The organism is Flavobacterium chungbukense, assembly GCF_020805785.1.
Classification (GTDB): domain Bacteria; phylum Bacteroidota; class Bacteroidia; order Flavobacteriales; family Flavobacteriaceae; genus Flavobacterium; species Flavobacterium chungbukense.
In genome coordinates this window covers 112177-130970 of sequence record NZ_JAJGZV010000010.1, presented here as the reverse complement: position 1 = coordinate 130970, position 18794 = coordinate 112177, and the positions used below count along the sequence as shown (strand labels likewise).

Here is an 18794-nt window from a genome sequence, read left to right as displayed (position 1 = left end):
AAATTTATTTCCTGCAGTAATTAATTTTCCTGCAGGAAATTTTCTTTAATTTTTCATCATTACTTTCAGTACATTCTCTGCTTGTTTATTATTTGAATCTAATGCGAAAGCTTGTTCATAAAAAGATTTTGACATTTCAAGGTCATTAATTTTGAAATAACATTCTCCAATTAAAAATAAAGCATTTGAGATTCTGCTTTTATCAGTTAAATCAACATTTGTGCTCAAATCTAATATTTTAATTGCGTCTTCAAACTTATTCCTTCGCATTAAATATTTAGCTGAATTTATTAAATCCAAACCTTCATTAGAAAAATCATATATCTCTTTTTTAGAAGATTTAATTTCTTTGTAATATGCCATGCCTTCAGAGAAATTATGGAGGAGCTTTCCCCTAATATCAAGATAAATAGATTTTTTTAGAAAAGAAAAAGGCTTACTATTTAAAATATTTTGAATGCAATCTGCAATTTCAGAAACTTTAAAATTTTGATTATTAGTCATTAAAATAAATATAGTATCGTTTTCTGAATTATAATAAACAAACGATTCGTAATTATTTCCAGATCCTTGATGAGAATGTTCAAGTACCTTGTAATTATTATATTGTACATTTCCTAAACTTGATTCAGTGTTTTTGTCAAAACTTTTTCCGAGATAGAATAAGGATAAATCACTTATAATTTTTCCGGAGTGGAGCGCTTTTTCCCACCTATAAATGTCGCCGATTGTAAAATACATTTCGCCCCCGCCATGAATAAAAGTGGTTTCTTTAAAATCATTGTCAAATGAACCTGCCATGTTTTGGGATAAAATTGCATCTTTTGGAATTTCGCCACCTTTAATTTTAAGTTTAAGAAAGAGGTTTTTTTTAAGAAAGTCAGAATAAGACATTAAACTGATATTTCTAATTATTTCCTGTTGAAGAAAAATATTTGCATTACTGTAGATATATCCACTTCCAGGAGAAAATTCAAGTTTTTGAATCTTCTTTATTTCTGAAATATATTCAGAATCTGAATTTTTTGACATCTGAGGTAAACCGCTTGTATATTCAACTAAATCTTTAATTTGAATTTTATTCGCCCAATCTGGAAGATAGTTTATATAATCAGAAACTTTATCTTCTAACTTTAGTTTGCCTTTTTCTTTTAAATACAATATTCCAACGCTATTAAATTCTTTGCTGATAGATCCAACGGGCATTGAAAATAATTCGGTAAGTTTTTTACTTTTTTTATAATCTGAAAAACCAAGAGCATTTTGATAAATAATATTGCCTTTTTGAGAAACAATAACATTTCCATTAAAGATTCCAATTTTATTAGCTTCTGTTATAAGATCATCTATTTGTCTAGTTTTGTGGGATTGACTTGTAATAATTAAAAATTTAAAGCTCAATAATAAAATAAAATAGGTTTTTGTGTTCATTTTTTGATTGAATGATTTAAAAATAAATTATTATTGAGCTTTTTTATTCAAATCAAGCTTTTGAAATAGATCCCGAACCAGTAACCTTTGCATCGCGTTTCTGAGGATTTCCTGTGTATTTGACATCTCCAGAGCCAGAAACTCTAGCAGTCAAACTTTCGTTACAGTTAACAGCTACATCTCCAGAACCAGAAACGGTTATGTTTGCTATTTTTGATTTCAAATTAGTTGCTTCAATATCACCAGAGCCAGAAAGTTTGATGGAAATGTTAGCTGAATTACCTTTTAGTTTAATGTCTCCTGAACCGCTTAAGCTAAGATCAAAAGAATTTGAAATCACATTTAAGTCAATATCGCCAGAACCAGATAGTTTTGCTGTAAACTTATCATTTTTAATAGGGCTCTGCGCAGTGATATCGCCTGAACCAGAAAGGCTAAGCTCTGATATTTTTTCAAATGGAACAATTAATTCTACTTTATTTCCAGTACTAGGTCGTAAATTCATGCCTTTCTTTGTATAAATTTTCAAAGTATTATCTACGACTTCAACTACAATTGCCGAAATAATATTTTGTTCGCCTTCAATTGTAATTTTTCCTTCTTTTCCAGCAACTAAATCGACATCAAAAAAGCCAGAAATTTTTATTGCATCGTAAGCAGATGTCATTCTTGTTTCAGATACGACCTTTCCATTTCCGTCAATTTTTTGTTGAGCAGTAACAGTAAAGCCAATTAGAAGTGCTAATAAAATTGCTAATTGATTAATTTTTTTCATTGTCATAATTTTTAAAAATGATTAATTTTTTATTAATGTGATATTCCCGTAATTTGAATTAATGTTAACCTTATTCTGTCCTTTTTTCTTGTAGAAACCGCTTATTCTCTTGCTGTTGCTTTTTACTTCAGAAACAGAAACATCTAAAGTATTATCATGTTTGATATTGGAATATCTTGCAGAAATATCAAAATCAAAAGCGTAGTTTTTGGCGTAACCTACGGAAATATCAGTATATCCAGAAGAAATAGAGACATTTCCTGCTTTTTCATTCATAGTACCGATATTGATTTTACTATAATTGGTATCGAATGTAAAATTGCTTGAAACTTCGCCGACAATTACAGTCAAATAATTTCCCGAACCATTTAAAGAATTGATTTTTTGAAATTTAAAAGTTCCATAATTGCAACTGTATTTAATGTTTTGACCCTCATTTAAATTTACGTCTGTGTAGTTGGCATTAAGGTTTAAGTTTCCAGAATCATTAATTTTCAGGCCAGAATATCTTGCATCAATATTTCCAGTTTTAATATAATCAATGCTTGAACTTTGGCAATATGCAATTTCAATTTGGTTATTCGATCCATTCAGTTTTCCTAAATTTACTTTGCCATATTTACAGTTTATATCTGTGAAAGATTCTGCATTTGGAACCAAAATGTTGCCATACTTATTAATTAGTTTTATTGAACCGTTTTTTGGTATTTTGATAACATAATTGATTTCAAAACTATTATTGCTGCCTTTGCTTTTGAGAGTAGAGTTTCCCAAATTAGTCACGGCAGAAACCATCCCTTTCAAAGCTGTAATATCAACATCAATGCTATTAAGACGTTCATTTACCCAATTTTCATTTGGTCCGTTAACTTTAATTGTAATATCAAGATCTATTTTATCTTCATTCCAGGTGGTTACTGTGATATTTCCGTATTTATTGTTCACATCAATTCCAGCATTGGAGTTTACGATATAGGTTTTTTTAATTGATTTTTGTTTGGTTATAAAAGTATCATCGTTTGAAAATCCTAAAAAAGGAATCAAAAGAAATAAGATTAGTAAGTTATAGTGTTTTTTCATCAGAGGTGTTTTTAAATTTTTCGTTTTCTTCAATTCTTTTTAAAACGGTTTGTAAAAAAGAAATTCTAGTTTGCAGATTGCTGATCATAGCATAAATAATCTGTTTGTTCTCTCCATTTTTTTGCAGTTCGTTAATGATTTTCTGATAATCGGCATCAAATGTTTTCATTTGTTTTAATGCATCATTAATAATCTGTTCGTTTTCTGGAGAACTTTTCTCTTTTAATTTAACCAGTTCATTATCAATTAAAATATTGAAAATAGAATCAGTTCGTTTAGTTTCTTTAGAAGCAAATTTGAATTCTTTTGGCTTTTCATTCTTATAAAAAACAGAAACTCCAAGCATTAACACAATAGAAGCGGCAATAGCCGTCATGAACCAATATTTTTTCTTTGGCTGTTTATTGTTTAGTTTCTGCAGAAAATCCATTTGATGGTCAGTATTTAATTCCTGAATATCCCATTTATTTTCTAACTTGCTGAATAATTCGTCTAAATTGTCTTTTTCATTTTTCATATTCCTGTTCATTTTATATTTCCTCTAATTTTTTTCGTAAACTATCTTTGGCTCTGCTCAAGGTTGTTCTGCAATTGGCATAAGTAATATTTAGTATTTCGCAAATTTCTTCCTGATCGTAACCTTCAATGTAAAAAAGTGTCAATACCATTCTGTAATTGTCTTTTAGTTCTAAAATGGTATCTAAAACCTGTTTTACTTTAAGATTGTTTAAGTCAATATTCTCAGAGATAATTCCATCATTTTCTTCAATTTTATAAAGTTGTCTGCTTAAATCTTCTACCTGAAAAGAATTGTTCTTTTTATAAAAATCGATGCTATAATTGATGATTATTTTTTTTAACCATGCTCCAAAAGCCACTTCTTGTTTATAGTCATTGATTTTTGTAAAAGCTTTTAAGAAACCTTCCTGCATAACGTCTTGTGCAAAATGTTCATCTTTTACAATTCGAAAAGCCACATTGTACATCGCTTTGCAATAACGATTGTAAATTTCAAATTGCGCCTTTTGATTTTTGTTTTTACAAAGCGTAATTAATTCTTCGATATTTTGGTCGTTTTTATTCAAGTAGTGGCTTTTGGTTTTTAATAAGGACTTGGCTTTTTTTAGTTTGTTACACTTTTTATAAAATTAATTTTATTTTTTTTTAAATGACGCATGGAATCACGTAAAATCTAATATTAGAACTGACTTCTTTTGCATTTGGCATAATGATTGTCTATTTTTATTTCCTATCTTGTATATGAAGAACATAATGTGTTTTCAAGTAAAACTTCAAAAAGCAATATCGTTTTTGCAAGTAGTTTAAAATTTTTAATGACAAAACGACTTATATATTATTATGTCAAACCATAAAATACTTACTATTGACAATCTGTCACTTCAAGAATTTGATTCAGAAGCAGAATTAATTCCATTATTAACGCCAGAAGACGAGGAGGAAATGAACAATGAGGAACTTCCTGTTTCGCTTCCAATTTTACCTTTACGAAATACAGTTTTATTTCCAGGAGTCGTTATTCCTATTTCTGCAGGAAGAGATAAATCGATTAAATTGATTAATGATGCAAATGCTGGAGGTAAAATTATTGGAGTAGTTTCTCAAATTAATGAGGAAGACGAAGATCCGTCAAAAGACGATATACATAAAATAGGAACTGTTGCTCGTATTTTAAGAGTGTTGAAAATGCCAGACGGAAATGTTACGGTTATTCTTCAAGGAAAAAAGCGTTTTGAAATAGATGAAGTAGTTGCTGAAGAACCTTATATGACAGCAACAATTAAAGAAGTTGCAGAAGAACGTCCAGATGAAAATGATTCTGAATTTACTGCTATCTTAGATTCTGTTAAAGAATTGGCTATTCAAATTATCAAAGAGAGTCCAAATATTCCTTCTGAAGCTACTTTTGCCATTAAAAACATTGAAAGCCAATCATTTTTAATCAATTTTGTTTCTTCTAATATGAATTTGTCTGTAAAAGAAAAACAAGGTCTTTTATCGATAAATGGGTTGAAAGAACGTGCTTTAGAAACGTTACGTTATATGAATGTGGAGCTTCAAAAATTAGAATTGAAGAATGACATCCAGTCAAAAGTGCGCTTTGATTTAGATCAGCAGCAGCGTGAATATTTTCTTCACCAGCAAATGAAAACCATTCAAGAAGAATTGGGAGGCGTTTCGCAAGAAGAAGAAATGGACGAAATGGGATTGAAGGCGAAAACCAAAAAATGGGATGAAAAGACGCAGAAGCATTTCGAAAAAGAATTGTCAAAAATGCGCCGCATGAATCCGCAGTCTCCAGATTTTGGAATTCAAAGAAATTATTTGGAGTTATTTTTAGAATTGCCTTGGGGCGAATATTCTAAAGATAAATTTGATTTAAAATTTGCGCAAAAAGTTTTAGATAAAGATCATTTTGGTCTTGACGAAGTAAAGAAAAGAATGATTGAACATTTGGCAGTTTTAAAATTGCGAAATGATATGAAATCACCAATTATATGTTTAACAGGGCCTCCAGGAGTTGGTAAAACCTCTATTGGCCGCTCTGTTGCCGAAGCTTTAGGGCGTGAATATGTGCGTATTTCATTAGGCGGTTTGCGTGATGAAGCAGAAATTCGCGGACATAGAAAAACGTATATTGGCGCAATGCCAGGAAGAATTATCCAAAGTTTGAAAAAAGCAGGAACTTCAAATCCGGTATTTATTTTAGATGAGATTGATAAACTATCAAGTGGAAATAGCGGTGATCCATCTTCTGCTTTATTAGAAGTTTTAGATCCAGAACAAAACAGCGCTTTTTATGATAATTTCCTAGAAATGGGTTATGATTTGTCTAAGGTAATGTTTATAGCAACCTCAAACAATATGGCGACAATTCAGCCAGCGTTGCGCGACAGAATGGAAGTTATTAAAATGTCAGGTTATACAATTGAAGAAAAAGTAGAAATTGCAAAAAGACACCTTTTTCCAAAACAATTAGAAGCTCACGGATTAACTTCAAAAGATTTGACAATTGGTAAAAAACAATTAGAGAAAATTGTAGAAGGTTATACGAGAGAATCGGGTGTTCGTAATTTAGAAACTAAAATTGCTCAGGTAATTAGAAATGCTGCAAAATCTGTAGCAATGGAAGAAGAGTACAATAAAAAAGTTACCGACGAAGATATCGTTACTATTTTAGGAGTTCCAAGATTAGAGCGTGATAAATACGAAAATAATGATGTTGCTGGTGTTGTAACAGGTTTAGCTTGGACAAGTGTTGGCGGGGATATTTTATTTATAGAATCTTTGATTTCTGAAGGAAAAGGCGCTTTGACTATTACAGGAAATCTTGGAACTGTAATGAAAGAATCGGCAACAATTGCTTTAGAATACATTAAGGCGAATGCGAAGAAATTAGGTTTAAAAACGGAGATTTTTCAAAAGTATAATATTCACTTACACGTTCCAGAAGGCGCAACGCCAAAAGACGGGCCAAGTGCTGGTATAGCAATGCTGACATCTTTAGTTTCGCTTTTAACTCAAAAGAAAGTGAAGAAAAGTATGGCGATGACTGGAGAGATTACACTTCGTGGAAAAGTATTGCCTGTTGGTGGAATTAAAGAAAAAATCTTAGCAGCAAAAAGAGCTAATATTAAAGAAATTATTTTATGTCACGAAAACAAAAGTGATATTGATGAAATAAAAGCAGAATATCTAGAAGGTTTGACTTTTCATTATGTGAAAGAAATGAGCGAAGTGCTTGCTTTAGCTTTGACAGATCAAAATGTAAAGAATGCTAAAGAGCTTAAATAAGTTTTTTTAAAATTTATAAAACACTAAAATCCAAATTTCAATTATGATTGAAATTTGGATTTTTTTTTGGTCCAGATGAGATCTTTTTATTTAGAAATCATTGTTTTTTAATTGATTTACATGTAGTTATAAAATTTAATTTTTAAGTTATATAATTTTATCTTTGTTATTGCGTTATTCCCATATAGGAGCGCCAAAACCAAAATGCCAAAACAAGTTGTTTTATTTTTTATGATTTTAATTTGTTCTGTTACTTTCGGACAAGTTGGAGGACGCTATACCTATCAGTTTTTAAATTTAACAACTTCACCAAGGCAGGCGGCGTTAGGAGGAGATATTATTACCATATATGATGAAGATGTTAATCAAGCCATGTCTAATCCAGCACTTATAAACGCCGACATGGATAATCACTTAGCATTAAATTACGGGAGTTATTATGGGGAAGCCTCATATGGAACGGCTTCATATGCTTATACTTATGATAGACATGTGCAGACTTTTTATGCGGGAATTAGCTATGTAAACTATGGTTCGTTTGAAGGTTATGATGAAAACGGACAATCTACCTCTAGTTTTACGGGAAGTGAAGGAGCATTAACCGTAGGATATGCGTACAACGTTCCTTATACAGATCTATATATTGGCGCAAACGCTAAGTTAATTACTTCATCTTTAGAAAATTATAATTCTATAGGTGGCGCTGTTGATTTAGGTCTTTTGTATTTAGTCGAAGAAAGTAAATTAAATTTAGGTTTTGTAGTTCGTAACATTGGCACACAGTTTACCACTTATTCAGGAATCAAAGAAAATTTACCATTTGAAATCGTTGCAGGTATTTCTCAGGAATTAGAACACGTTCCAATTCGCTGGCATCTTTCATTAGAAAACCTTCAGCAATGGAATATCTCTTTCTCAAATCCCGTTCGTGGAGAAACTAATATTGATGGATCAACAAATCCTGAAAAAGTTTCTTTTTTTAATAATGCTCTACGACACGTAGCTTTTGGCGTAGAGATTTTTCCTCAAAAGGCTTTTAACTTCAGAGTAGGTTACAACTTTAGAAGAGGAGAGGAATTAAGAGTAGAAGAACAGCGTAATTTTTCAGGTGTTTCTTTAGGTTTTGGATTGAAAATAAATAAGTTAAAATTTAATTATTCTTATTCGCGATATACACTAGCGGCTAATACAAGTCTTTTTGGTTTAATTTTAAATTTTCAGTAGGGGTATGAAACTATTTTATTTGGTTTTGTTTATGACGTTGAGTTTTTTTACAGGTTCTACACTTTCTTTCAATAAAGAAGTTGATGCGATTTCTACTATAGAAATGGAGCGGATAAATTCTAGAATCGGAGATATAAAAAACATGATTAAAGTGGATTCTAAATACAATCAAAAAATTGCTTTTTTAATCGATATGAAAGTTCCTTCTGGGAAAAACCGCTTTTTTGTTTATGATTTAGAGAAAAACCAAGTTATAGATCAAGGTCTTGTGGCTCATGGTTCTGGTTCTGAAACTGGCATTAAAGGAATGCTTCGTTTTAGTAATACGCCTAATTCAAATTGTACTGCATTAGGCAGATATTCTGTCGGTAAAACATATAAAGGTATTTTTGGAAAAGCTTACAGATTAGCAGGTTTAGAGGAAAGTAACGATAATGCATTGAAGAGAGCAATTGTTCTTCATTATTATTCCGCAGTCCCTTATGAGGAGCAAGATTACTACATTAGTAATAGCCATGGCTGTCCAATGGTAAATGAACAATTTTTCAAAAGAATAGAAAAAATAATTGATCGTTCCTCGTCAAATATTTTAATGGATATTTACTATTAAGAATATTTTTAAAGATATTAATGACTTTTTATCTTCGATGCTGTGAAGTTTTTTCGTTGATTGAAAGTTTTTTTTTTGAATTAGATAATAATGAAGAAAATACTTTTTGTTGGTCTTTTGCTTGTCGCAATTTTTACTGCCTATATTTTTATATCTAAGAAAAAAGAAATTTTTCCTTCTTTAGAATCAGATAAACGATTTGAATATCAGGTTGTCCAGGTTAAGAAATTATTAGAAAGTAATTCTAAATATAATAAAAGGGTCGCGTTTTTTATCGATATGAAAATACCTTCGGGGAAAAATAGATTTTTTGTCTATGATTTAAAAGAAAATAAAATTATTGACAAAGGTTTAGTTGCACATGGTTCAGGTTCTGAAACTCAAGTTAAAGGGCAATTGAAATTTAGTAATGTTCCCAATTCCTTAAGTACTTCATTAGGAAAATATTACGTAGGAAACCATTATAACGGAAAATTTGGAAAAGCCTATAAATTGTATGGTTTAGATGAAAGTAACAGTAATGCTTTTAAAAGGGATATCGTTTTTCATTACTATTATGATGTTACATATAAAGAGAAAGATGGTTACATTTGCAACAGTTATGGCTGTCCGATGGTAAATAAAAAATATTTCCAAAGAGTGGCTAAAATAATTGATAGCTCTGAATCGGATATAGTAATGAATATTTATTATTGAAACTGGATTGGCTTTACCAAGGAATAAAAATTTAAAAAATAAAAATTGAAAAAAATTACCATTGCAATCGACGGATTTTCATCTACAGGAAAAAGTACTTTAGCAAAACAATTAGCAAAAGAACTTGAATATGTTTATGTAGATACAGGAGCGATGTATCGTGCCGTAGCGTATTTTGCTATGCAGCACAGTTTAATAAGTGCTGATTTCTTTAAGAAAGATGCTTTGATTGAAGGATTATCTGATATTAGACTTGAATTTAGATTTAATTCCGATCTTGGTTTTGCTGAAATGTTTTTGAATGATGAAAACGTAGAAAAGCAAATAAGAACAATAGAGGTTTCTAATTTCGTTAGTAAAGTTGCGGCAGTTTCAGAAGTTCGAGCTAAATTAGTAGAGCAACAGCAGGAAATGGGTACTAACAAAGCAATTGTAATGGATGGAAGAGATATTGGAACGGTAGTTTTTCCTAATGCAGAGCTTAAAATATTCATGACAGCAAGCGCTGAGACGCGCGCACAAAGACGTTTTGATGAGTTACAGCAAAAGGGAGATAATGTAACTTACGAAGAAGTTTTAAAAAATGTAATGGACCGTGATTATATGGACACGCATCGAGAAGATTCTCCGTTAGTGATAGCTGATGATGCGATTGAGATTGATAATTCTTACTTAAATAAGGAGGAGCAATTTGCTGCTGTTTTAGAATTAGTAAATGATGTTGTTAAATTGGATTAATTCTTTGTAGATATTATTTTTAATGCTAGTTTTACCACTTCGTTTTTACTAAAAATACAATTTCATCGCATGGGGATTAAAAATAGATTGATTTTAATGAGCTTTCTTCAATTTTTTGTTTGGGGAGCTTGGCTTATAACAATTGGGAATTATTGGTTTGGTACTAAAAACTGGGAAGGAACCCAATTTGGTCTTGTTTTTGGAACCATGGGAATCGCTTCTCTTTTTATGCCTACACTTACAGGTATTATTGCTGATAGATGGGTAAATGCTGAAAAACTTTATGGAGTTCTTCATATTTTATATGCGGTAGTATTATTTGGAATAGCTCAGGTTACCACACCAGATACTTTTATTATTGTAATGCTATTGGCAATGTGCTGTTATATGCCAACAATTGCTTTAAGTAATTCGATATCTTATACTTCGTTAAAATTAAATAACAAAAATATAGTAAAAGATTTTCCGCCAATTCGTGTGTGGGGAACAATCGGTTTTATTGTTGCAATGTGGATTACCAATTTGAGCGGAAGTAAAGCAACTGAATATCAGTTTTATATAGCTGGAATTGGAGCTTTAATTCTTGGATTTTATGCTTTTACATTACCAAAATGTGAGCCACAGCGTTTAATTAAAGAAAACGCTACTTGGATTGAAACTCTAGGTTTAGAGTCGTTTAAATTGTTTGGAAACTATAAAATGGCTTTATTCTTTGTTTTTTCTATGTTTTTAGGAGGAGCGCTTCAATTAACAAATGCTTATGGAGATGTGTTTTTAGATGAATTTAAACATTTTCCTAAATACGCAGATTCGTTTGTAATTCAATACTCGACTATTATCATGTCGATTTCTCAGGTTTCTGAAACCTTGTTTATTCTTGCGATTCCGTTTTTCTTAAGACGTTTCGGAATCAAACAAGTTATGCTTATTAGTATGTTGGCTTGGGTTTTACGTTTCGGATTATTTGCTTTTGGAGATCCAATAAATGGTTTATGGATGATTGTTTTATCTTGTATTGTTTACGGAATGGCATTTGACTTCTTTAATATTTCAGGTTCTTTATTCGTAGAAAGCAATACCGATTCTAAAATTCGTTCTTCTGCACAAGGTTTATTTATGATGATGACCAATGGAGTAGGAGCTGTTTTAGGAAGTTTGACTTCGGGCTGGGCAATTGATCGTTTCTTTACAAAATCATTTAATTCTACAACAGAATTAGCAGGATTTTTAGAAACAGATCCTTCAAATACATTAATGGCAAAATTTGTAAAAAGCCAAGGAAACTCAATTTCTGCAGATGGAATTTTTACGAATCCGATTTTAATGAAAGATTGGCATACGATCTGGCTTTCGTTTGCAGCTTATGCTTTAGTAATTGCAATTGCATTTGCTGTTTTGTTTAAGCATAAACATGATCCGAAGGAAATTGAGAATTTAAGTCATTAATTAATTCTTTTAAAATATTTGAATCCTATTTTCAGTTTTGGAAATAGGATTTTTTTTAATAGTTTATATTTGTTTAATGATCGTTTTGAAGGAAAAAGTTTTCCTCGCCCTTTAAAGGTTTTATTTTTATTTACTAAGTATGCATTATGGGTATTAAAAAAATAGCATTTTTGATTCTTCTGTTTTTTATAGGTAGCTGTAGTAGAAAAACAGATTATAAGCCAACGGTTAAACTGGATTCAATTTTAAAAAACGAGAAATTAAAGAAAGATTATGCTGAGTTTAGGTTCGATAATGTTTATTTGGTTTTAAGAATGGAGAAAAAACAAAGTTTTGTGAAGTTTTCTAGAGAAGCAAGTATTGATGATCTGGTTTTGATGACAGAATGCGAAAAACCAATTGTAAGATGTTTTGCCTTTAAAGTGTTAGCTGAAAGAAATTATTCTAAAATACGGGAATTATTATTTAGACATCGAAATGATAATGAGTATCTAGATGTTTATCATCCTCCTTGTGTCAGGGTGAATGAGATGGTTAAAGTTTATATGTTGCAACAGTTAGATCCGTTTTCAAATTGCAAAATGAAATTTAGCAGGGTTGAATACGATCGGATTTTTGCTGATTTTTTTAGATAATATTTGGTCGAGTTAAAAAGGCGAGTAAAAGTTCCTTTTAGCAAAATTGAAAAAGCAAAGAGAATTGAAAATTATTATTTTGAGAATAGATAAAAGTTGAAATTAGTTTTAATGTGAAAATTGAAAATCAGAATTTCCTTGTTTTGTAAATCTTTGTCAAAGTTTTTTAGGGTTTATATTTATGTTTTAAATTTGTTTTTATGAAAATTATTAAACCGATTTTACTGATTCTGATACTTTTTGCTTCTGGTATAATTTATGCCCATAAAGATAGAATTGAAGTTCCGGAAAGGTTTGTTTTTATTTTAAAAAGAGGAGATGTAATTAGATTTGAATCTCTTGATTCAAAAGTGGAAGAATTCTCTAAAGAAATTGTTAGAAAAAAAATAGAAATTTCAGAAGTTCATTTGTATTATAAAACAGGAGAAATTGTAACTGTTCAATCTGATGGCGTAAACTGGACATTGTTTAAGATTACTTTTAAAGGTAAAAGCCTATATGTTCCTCAAGAAAAACTAAAAAAGATTAAAGAAATTAATTTTTCGACTTTAAATTTATTTTGGTCGGGAGAGAGCAATGCATTTAATTCCCATTACTTATGTTTGAGATTTGATATAGGAACTCAAAGTTCATTTGGTGTTTTTCCAAATTTAGAATTGCATTTTGAAAACCGTAAATTTTCAAGGTCTGAAGTTTGGACGCAGACGAGCGAGAATTCGAGACATGGAAAAACCTTTTGATTATAAGCATAAGCAGAATGATTGAACTTGATGATTTTCGAAATTTGTCATTTTTGTTTTTTGCTTTTGAAAAACAAAACTTCCTAATCTAGCCCCAATAGAAGTGGAAATCCTTTTGTACCGGGTTTCGGTACAAAAGATTGTAACGGATAGCGGGACTGAACGCGATGTAAAATCTAAAATGTTCTGCTTCTGAAACAAAGGATTTATAATCGGTTCAAATTTATTTTGTAAGTCCAAATATTTGTAGTAATTTTGCAGACCTTTTGGCAGAGAAGAGTTTCCTTTAGGTATCAACCATTTATGTAAAACAACTTCTGTATTTTCTATCGCATTGAGAAACTCAAGAAAAGCAGAATACAAATTTTTTATCAGCATGTCTGAACAATTAAAATCACAAGAAGAGTTTTTAGCAAATTTTAACTGGCATAACTTCCAAGAAGGAATTGATGCAGTAGATGAAAAAAACTTACAAGAGTTTGAAGAACTAGTATCTAAAACTTTCATCGCTACAGATCAAGAAGAAGTAGTTGAAGGAGTTGTTGTTAGAATTACAGATAGAGACGTTATCGTTGATATCAATGCTAAATCTGAAGGTGTTATTTCTTTAAATGAATTCCGTTACAACCCAAACTTAAAAGTAGGTGACAAAGTTGAAGTATTAATTGACATCCGTGAGGACAAAACAGGTCAATTAGTATTATCTCACAGAAAAGCACGTACTATCAAATCTTGGGATAGAGTTATTGCAGCTAATGAAACTGGAGAAATCGTTAACGGTTTTGTTAAATGTAGAACTAAAGGAGGTATGATCGTTGACGTATTCGGTATCGAGGCGTTCTTACCAGGATCTCAAATTGACGTTAAGCCAATTAGAGACTACGATGTATATGTAAACAAAATGATGGAATTCAAAGTGGTAAAAATCAACCACGAATTCAAAAACGTTGTTGTATCTCATAAAGCTCTTATCGAGGCTGATATTGAAGTACAGAAAAAAGAAATCATCGGTCAATTACAAAAAGGACAAGTATTAGAAGGTGTTGTTAAAAACATTACTTCTTATGGTGTGTTCATTGACTTAGGTGGTGTTGACGGATTAATTCACATTACTGACCTTTCTTGGAGTAGAATCAACCACCCAAGTGAAGTTCTTGAATTAGACCAAAAATTAAACGTTGTAATCCTTGATTTCGATGATGAGAAAACAAGAATTCAATTAGGATTGAAACAATTAAACGCTCACCCATGGGATGCTTTAGATGCTAACTTAACTGTTGGTGATAAAGTTAAAGGTAAAGTAGTTGTAATCGCTGATTACGGTGCTTTCATCGAAGTTGCTGAAGGTGTTGAAGGTTTAATCCACGTTTCTGAAATGTCATGGTCAACTCATTTACGTTCTGCACAAGATTTCGTAAAAGTTGGAGATGTTGTTGAGGCTGTTATCTTAACTTTAGATAGAGATGACCGTAAGATGTCATTAGGTATCAAACAATTGACTCAAGATCCATGGACTGATATTACTTCTAAATACCCAGTAGGTTCTAAACATACAGGTATCGTTAGAAACTTTACAAACTTTGGTATTTTCGTAGAATTAGAAGAAGGAATTGATGGATTAATCTACATTTCTGACCTTTCTTGGACTAAGAAAATTAAACACCCATCTGAGTTTGTAAATGTTGGTGAAAAACTTGATGTAGTTGTATTAGAATTAGATGTTGAAGGACGTAAATTATCTTTAGGTCACAAACAAACTACTGCTAATCCTTGGGATCAATACGAAGATTCTTTCGCTGTAGGAACTATCCACAATGGTGAGATTTCTGAAATCGTTGACAAAGGAGCTACTGTAGAATTCGGAGATGATATCGTTGCTTTCATTCCTACTCGTCACCTTGAAAAAGAAGACGGAAAGAAATTGAAAAAAGGTGATACTGCTGATTTCAAAGTAATTGAATTCAACAAAGAATTCAAAAGAGTAGTTGCTTCTCACACTGCTATCTTCCGTGAAGAAGAAGAGAAAAATGTGAAAGCTGCAACTGAAAATACTTCATCTAACTCTACTACTAATGCACCAGCTGCAACTTTAGGAGATAACAATGATGTATTAGCTGCTTTAAAAGCTAAAATGGAAAAAACTGAGAAAAAATAATTCTTAGTTTCCTCTAAATAGAAAGTCCCACAGAATGTGGGACTTTTTTTGTTTCAAGTTTCAAGTTGTTTCTCGTTTGTCAGTTTGAGCGAAGTTAAGGAACTTTTGAAAATGATTTCCATTTATTTTGAAGCCAATAGTTTTGTTTCTTCTGGACTAAATTCATCTACAATTCCATAAGTATCAATATTTGCAATTTTCATTTCATCTAGAATATTAACCAAGTTTTTGAAATTGCTTTTTTTGCTGGGTTTTATAATTACAATAATACCGCTTTTTGGTTTTCCATAAGACATCATCAAATCATGTACTTCTTTCTTTTTATGAAATATTTCAGTTCGGATTCCATTCTTTCCATAAGTAATTTCTTTTGGAGGTTCCATTGAATATTCTAATATACCTGAGTATGTAATTATTTTATCATTATCATCTAGTAAAACTGTATACAAACGACTTCCTTTTATGTGTTCGCAGGAGTTTTTATACCCTGTATTTTTGTCCGGTAAGCAAAAATCCATTCCTTTCGATTTCGATAATTCCCCAACAACCATAAAAAAAATAATCAGCAAAAAAGAAACACTAACCATTGCGGTTAAATCGACTATTGAACTTAGTTTTTTACTTCTGACTTTTTGAGGTAGATTTTTCATATATTCAAATTTTATAGTTTTAATTTAAAGCTAACAGTTTTTCTTCTTCTGGAATGAAATAATCATCAATGTTATATGTTTGAATATTTGCTAATCTCAATTCTTCTAAAATAGCTACTAAATTTCCGTAATTGCTTTTACGGGATGGTTTTATAAATACAATTACTCCTCGATTTGGCTTTCCGTTAGCAGCCGAATATTCAAGGATTTTTTTGTTGATAGCAGATAACTCCTTTCGAAACCCATTTTTACTATAATTTGTTTTTGTTATTTTTTCTGCAGAAAAATTTAAAATACCAGTATATGTTATGATTTTGTCGTTTTCGCCCAATAATACAGTGTAAAAACGATCAGTGTTATAGCAACCTGTTATAGGTTCGCCACATCCTCTGTTTAAATCTGGCAAATTCAAATCCATAATTTTTGGCTTGGATAATTCACCAACAACCATAAAAAAAATAATCAGCAAAAAAGAAACACTAACCATTGCGGTTAAATCAACTCGCGAACTTAGTTTTTTACTTCTGACTTTTTGAGGTAGATTTTTCATAAGTACTAGTTATTAATTTGAAGCTAATAATTTTGATTCTTCCGGCGAAAAATCATTTACTATTACATATGTACTTATATCTGCAATTGCCATTTCATCTAATATATCAACTAGATTTTTAAAGTTAGATTTTTTGCTTGGTTTTATAATAACAACCATTCCTCGTCCTGGTCTTCCTAATTGAGCAGAATAATTAAGCATGTTTTTGTTTTGTTTAAGAAGCTCCTGTCTTATTCCGTCCTTTCCGTATTCAAACTTTTTAGGAGCAACTTTGGGCACTTCTAGTAATCCCATATAAGACACTAATTTATTATCATCTCCCAGTAAAATTGTATAAGATCGGTTTTCTCCACAGCCACCTCTCCAACCACATGTACGTGAATCATTATCTGGCAGACTTAAAGCCATAGCTTTGTTTTTTCGTAATTCTATTGTGACCATAAAAAATATAATCAACAAAAAAGAAACGCTGACCATTGCGGTTAAATCGACTATTGAACTTAGTTTTTTACTTCTGACTTTTTGAGGTAGATTTTTCATAGTAAATAGGTTTTGGAATTTAAATTTAATGATAAAAAGAAAGCAAAAATCATTAGACTATTAAAAATAATCAAAAATATTTTTTGTCATTAAAGTCTTGTTCTTCAGTACAAATTGAGAATTTTTTAATATTCTTTTTAATTATTTTCATTTTTATTAAAACCAAAAGAAATATATCAGCGTAAATGACTTTATAACTTAAAAAATTAATTATGAAAACTAGACAATTTTTAGCAACAGCAATTTTGGCTTTATCATTCGGATTTACATCATTTGCTCAGAAAACAGTAATGGTTGGTGGAGCAGCAATGTATCCAAACAAAAATATTATTGAAAATGCGGTTAACTCAAAAGATCATACAACATTAGTAGCGGCAGTAAAAGCAGCTGATCTAGTAGAAACTTTAAAAGGAAAAGGACCATTTACGGTTTTTGCTCCAACGAATGCAGCTTTTGACAAATTACCAAAGGGAACAGTGGAAACATTGCTTAAACCTGAAAACAAAAAAATGCTGCAAAACATTTTGACTTATCATGTTGTTTCTGAAAAATGGAATTCGGCAGATATTGCTAAAGCAATAAAAGATGGAAAAGGAAAAGCAACTATTAAAGCAGTAAATGGCGGTACTCTAACAGCTTGGATGGAAGGAAAAGATTTATACATTACCGATGAGAATGGTAACAAATCTAAAGTAACTATTGCAGATGTAAACCAATCAAATGGTGTTATTCATGTTGTGAACGCGGTATTATTACCAAAGAAATAATTATCTCCAAAACATAACCTACGATTGAAGAAGTCCTGCAATTTAGTGCGGGACTTTTTATTTTTTAGCTGTTAATGTAGACCCTGCTGAAGCGATTACAACGCATACCACAGCCAGAATTTCATAAATACTAAGATTTTCTTGTAGAAATATAAAAGCGCAGATAGATGCTGCAGCTGGTTCTAGACTCATTAAAATACTAAAAGTTCGCGGAGGAAGTTGTCCTAACGCTTTTATTTCTAGTGTAAAAGGAATGGCACTTGATAAAAGGGCAAGAGCAATACCCATTCCGAAAAGTTTTGGTGTTAAATTAGCTAATCCATTTTCTAGAAAACCAAAAGGTAAAACTAAAATGGCGGCAAAAAACATTCCTATTGTTACTGCTTGTCCATCGTTCATTATTTTTGAAATTTTCCCGCCTAAAACAATATAAGCTGCCCAAAATGCCCCAGCTAAAAGTGCACATAGAAAACCTAAAGGATCTAAACGATCGTTTGTCCAAGGTGCAATTAATAGTATTCCAATTGCCGCCAGTAAAACCCAGCAATAATCGACTAAACGTTTTGAACCTGCTATTGCCAACAATAAGGGACCGACAAATTCTAAAGTAACTGCTAAACCTATTGGAATTTTTTCGATAGCGAAATAGAAAATTAAATTCATTGCTCCTAAAGACAAACCGTATGGAATTACAATTTTCCACTGTTGTTTAGTTACCGCTTTTAAATTTGGTCGATAAGCCAAAAGCAAGATTAATGCTGAGATGCCAATACGTATTGATGCTGTTCCTGCTGCTCCAATTTCGGGAAATAATGTTTTGGCAATTGCGGCTCCACACTGAACACTGATAATTGCTAATAAAACTGCCGGAACAGGAGGGAGATTGAATTCTTTGTTTTTCATAAATTAGGTTGCCAAAAAAAAGATTTCTTTGACGAATAAAA

Annotated in this window: 19 protein-coding genes; 10 read left to right on the top strand and 9 right to left on the bottom strand. The window is 31.1% G+C overall.

Annotated features, from left to right (window positions below; translation table 11 throughout):
• Window positions 1-45: 45 nt before the first annotated feature.
• From LL966_RS21115 to LL966_RS21095, 5 genes are read right to left on the bottom strand one after another with little or no spacing between them, the layout of a single operon-like run.
• On the bottom strand, window positions 46-1431 hold the full coding sequence (locus LL966_RS21115; RefSeq protein WP_229356009.1) for a serine hydrolase: 1386 nt from the start codon (window positions 1429-1431) through the stop codon (window positions 46-48).
• Between the two features lie 52 nt (window positions 1432-1483).
• On the bottom strand, window positions 1484-2206 hold the full coding sequence (locus tag LL966_RS21110; protein ID WP_229356007.1) for a head GIN domain-containing protein: 723 nt from the start codon (window positions 2204-2206) through the stop codon (window positions 1484-1486).
• 21 nt (window positions 2207-2227) lie between these two features.
• Entirely contained in the window at window positions 2228-3286 is a 1059-nt protein-coding gene (locus tag LL966_RS21105; protein WP_229356005.1) for a DUF4097 family beta strand repeat-containing protein, read from the bottom strand.
• Entirely contained in the window at window positions 3270-3803 is a 534-nt protein-coding gene (locus tag LL966_RS21100; RefSeq protein WP_229356004.1) for an anti-sigma factor, read from the bottom strand. The genes LL966_RS21105 and LL966_RS21100 overlap by 17 nt, the downstream gene beginning before the upstream one ends.
• A gap of 13 nt (window positions 3804-3816) precedes the next feature.
• Window positions 3817-4371, bottom strand: a complete 555-nt coding sequence (locus LL966_RS21095) for an RNA polymerase sigma factor (RefSeq protein ID WP_229356002.1) — start codon at window positions 4369-4371, stop codon at window positions 3817-3819.
• A gap of 274 nt (window positions 4372-4645) precedes the next feature.
• Between LL966_RS21095 and lon the strand changes: the two genes are divergently transcribed.
• From lon to rpsA, 9 genes are all read left to right on the top strand, one after another.
• The gene (gene lon / locus LL966_RS21090) at window positions 4646-7099 is read left to right on the top strand and encodes an endopeptidase La (protein WP_229356000.1); all 2454 of its coding nucleotides are present in this window, start codon (window positions 4646-4648) and stop codon (window positions 7097-7099) included.
• Window positions 7100-7303: 204 nt separating this feature from the next.
• Window positions 7304-8323, top strand: coding sequence for a type IX secretion system protein PorQ (gene porQ, locus LL966_RS21085; protein WP_229355999.1), 1020 nt, complete (start codon window positions 7304-7306; stop codon window positions 8321-8323).
• A 4-nt stretch (window positions 8324-8327) separates the two neighbouring features.
• A complete protein-coding gene (locus LL966_RS21080) occupies window positions 8328-8933 on the top strand; it encodes a murein L,D-transpeptidase catalytic domain-containing protein (RefSeq protein ID WP_229355998.1) in 606 nt (201 codons plus the stop codon).
• Window positions 8934-9023: 90 nt separating this feature from the next.
• Window positions 9024-9629, top strand: coding sequence for a murein L,D-transpeptidase catalytic domain-containing protein (locus LL966_RS21075; RefSeq protein ID WP_229355997.1), 606 nt, complete (start codon window positions 9024-9026; stop codon window positions 9627-9629).
• Between the two features lie 45 nt (window positions 9630-9674).
• Window positions 9675-10367, top strand: a complete 693-nt coding sequence (gene cmk / locus LL966_RS21070) for a (d)CMP kinase (protein WP_229355996.1) — start codon at window positions 9675-9677, stop codon at window positions 10365-10367.
• A gap of 69 nt (window positions 10368-10436) precedes the next feature.
• Window positions 10437-11813 carry a nucleoside permease gene (locus tag LL966_RS21065; RefSeq protein WP_229355995.1) on the top strand — a complete coding sequence of 459 codons (1377 nt, stop codon included), beginning with the start codon at window positions 10437-10439 and terminating at the stop codon, window positions 11811-11813.
• A 146-nt stretch (window positions 11814-11959) separates the two neighbouring features.
• On the top strand, window positions 11960-12448 hold the full coding sequence (locus LL966_RS21060; RefSeq protein WP_229355994.1) for a hypothetical protein: 489 nt from the start codon (window positions 11960-11962) through the stop codon (window positions 12446-12448).
• Between the two features lie 200 nt (window positions 12449-12648).
• Entirely contained in the window at window positions 12649-13188 is a 540-nt protein-coding gene (locus LL966_RS21055) for a hypothetical protein (protein ID WP_229355993.1), read from the top strand.
• 376 nt (window positions 13189-13564) lie between these two features.
• Window positions 13565-15343, top strand: coding sequence for a 30S ribosomal protein S1 (gene rpsA / locus LL966_RS21050; protein WP_229355991.1), 1779 nt, complete (start codon window positions 13565-13567; stop codon window positions 15341-15343).
• A gap of 122 nt (window positions 15344-15465) precedes the next feature.
• Here the strand turns inward: rpsA and LL966_RS21045 are convergent, their stop codons facing one another.
• Genes LL966_RS21045 through LL966_RS21035 form a run of 3 tightly spaced genes read right to left on the bottom strand, consistent with a single transcriptional unit; the run spans window position 15466 to window position 17083 of the window.
• The gene (locus LL966_RS21045) at window positions 15466-15993 is read right to left on the bottom strand and encodes an ExbD/TolR family protein (protein ID WP_229355989.1); all 528 of its coding nucleotides are present in this window, start codon (window positions 15991-15993) and stop codon (window positions 15466-15468) included.
• A 19-nt stretch (window positions 15994-16012) separates the two neighbouring features.
• A complete protein-coding gene (locus LL966_RS21040) occupies window positions 16013-16543 on the bottom strand; it encodes an ExbD/TolR family protein (RefSeq protein ID WP_229355988.1) in 531 nt (176 codons plus the stop codon).
• A gap of 12 nt (window positions 16544-16555) precedes the next feature.
• A complete protein-coding gene (locus tag LL966_RS21035; RefSeq protein ID WP_229355987.1) occupies window positions 16556-17083 on the bottom strand; it encodes a biopolymer transporter ExbD in 528 nt (175 codons plus the stop codon).
• A 212-nt stretch (window positions 17084-17295) separates the two neighbouring features.
• Between LL966_RS21035 and LL966_RS21030 the strand changes: the two genes are divergently transcribed.
• Window positions 17296-17850: a fasciclin domain-containing protein gene (locus LL966_RS21030; protein ID WP_229355986.1), complete on the top strand. Its 555-nt coding sequence runs from the start codon at window positions 17296-17298 to the stop codon at window positions 17848-17850.
• Window positions 17851-17907: 57 nt separating this feature from the next.
• On the opposite strand, the gene LL966_RS21025 is transcribed toward LL966_RS21030, so the two are convergent.
• Window positions 17908-18753, bottom strand: a complete 846-nt coding sequence (locus LL966_RS21025) for an EamA family transporter (protein ID WP_229355985.1) — start codon at window positions 18751-18753, stop codon at window positions 17908-17910.
• Between the last annotated feature and the right edge of the window lie 41 nt (window positions 18754-18794).

Excerpts from the sequence above, each read along its gene's own strand:
- LL966_RS21115 (WP_229356009.1), bottom strand. The coding sequence starts at position 1,431 with ATGAACACAAAAACCTATTTTATTTTATTATTGAGCTTTAAATTTTTA.
- LL966_RS21110 (WP_229356007.1), bottom strand. The coding sequence starts at position 2,206 with ATGAAAAAAATTAATCAATTAGCAATTTTATTAGCACTTCTAATTGGC.
- LL966_RS21105 (WP_229356005.1), bottom strand. The coding sequence starts at position 3,286 with ATGAAAAAACACTATAACTTACTAATCTTATTTCTTTTGATTCCTTTT.
- LL966_RS21100 (WP_229356004.1), bottom strand. The coding sequence starts at position 3,803 with ATGAAAAATGAAAAAGACAATTTAGACGAATTATTCAGCAAGTTAGAA.
- lon (WP_229356000.1), top strand. The coding sequence starts at position 4,646 with ATGTCAAACCATAAAATACTTACTATTGACAATCTGTCACTTCAAGAA.
- porQ (WP_229355999.1), top strand. The coding sequence starts at position 7,304 with ATGCCAAAACAAGTTGTTTTATTTTTTATGATTTTAATTTGTTCTGTT.
- LL966_RS21080 (WP_229355998.1), top strand. The coding sequence starts at position 8,328 with ATGAAACTATTTTATTTGGTTTTGTTTATGACGTTGAGTTTTTTTACA.
- LL966_RS21075 (WP_229355997.1), top strand. The coding sequence starts at position 9,024 with ATGAAGAAAATACTTTTTGTTGGTCTTTTGCTTGTCGCAATTTTTACT.
- LL966_RS21065 (WP_229355995.1), top strand. The coding sequence starts at position 10,437 with ATGGGGATTAAAAATAGATTGATTTTAATGAGCTTTCTTCAATTTTTT.
- LL966_RS21060 (WP_229355994.1), top strand. The coding sequence starts at position 11,960 with ATGGGTATTAAAAAAATAGCATTTTTGATTCTTCTGTTTTTTATAGGT.
- LL966_RS21055 (WP_229355993.1), top strand. The coding sequence starts at position 12,649 with ATGAAAATTATTAAACCGATTTTACTGATTCTGATACTTTTTGCTTCT.
- rpsA (WP_229355991.1), top strand. The coding sequence starts at position 13,565 with ATGTCTGAACAATTAAAATCACAAGAAGAGTTTTTAGCAAATTTTAAC.
- LL966_RS21045 (WP_229355989.1), bottom strand. The coding sequence starts at position 15,993 with ATGAAAAATCTACCTCAAAAAGTCAGAAGTAAAAAACTAAGTTCAATA.
- LL966_RS21040 (WP_229355988.1), bottom strand. The coding sequence starts at position 16,543 with ATGAAAAATCTACCTCAAAAAGTCAGAAGTAAAAAACTAAGTTCGCGA.
- LL966_RS21035 (WP_229355987.1), bottom strand. The coding sequence starts at position 17,083 with ATGAAAAATCTACCTCAAAAAGTCAGAAGTAAAAAACTAAGTTCAATA.
- LL966_RS21030 (WP_229355986.1), top strand. The coding sequence starts at position 17,296 with ATGAAAACTAGACAATTTTTAGCAACAGCAATTTTGGCTTTATCATTC.
- LL966_RS21025 (WP_229355985.1), bottom strand. The coding sequence starts at position 18,753 with ATGAAAAACAAAGAATTCAATCTCCCTCCTGTTCCGGCAGTTTTATTA.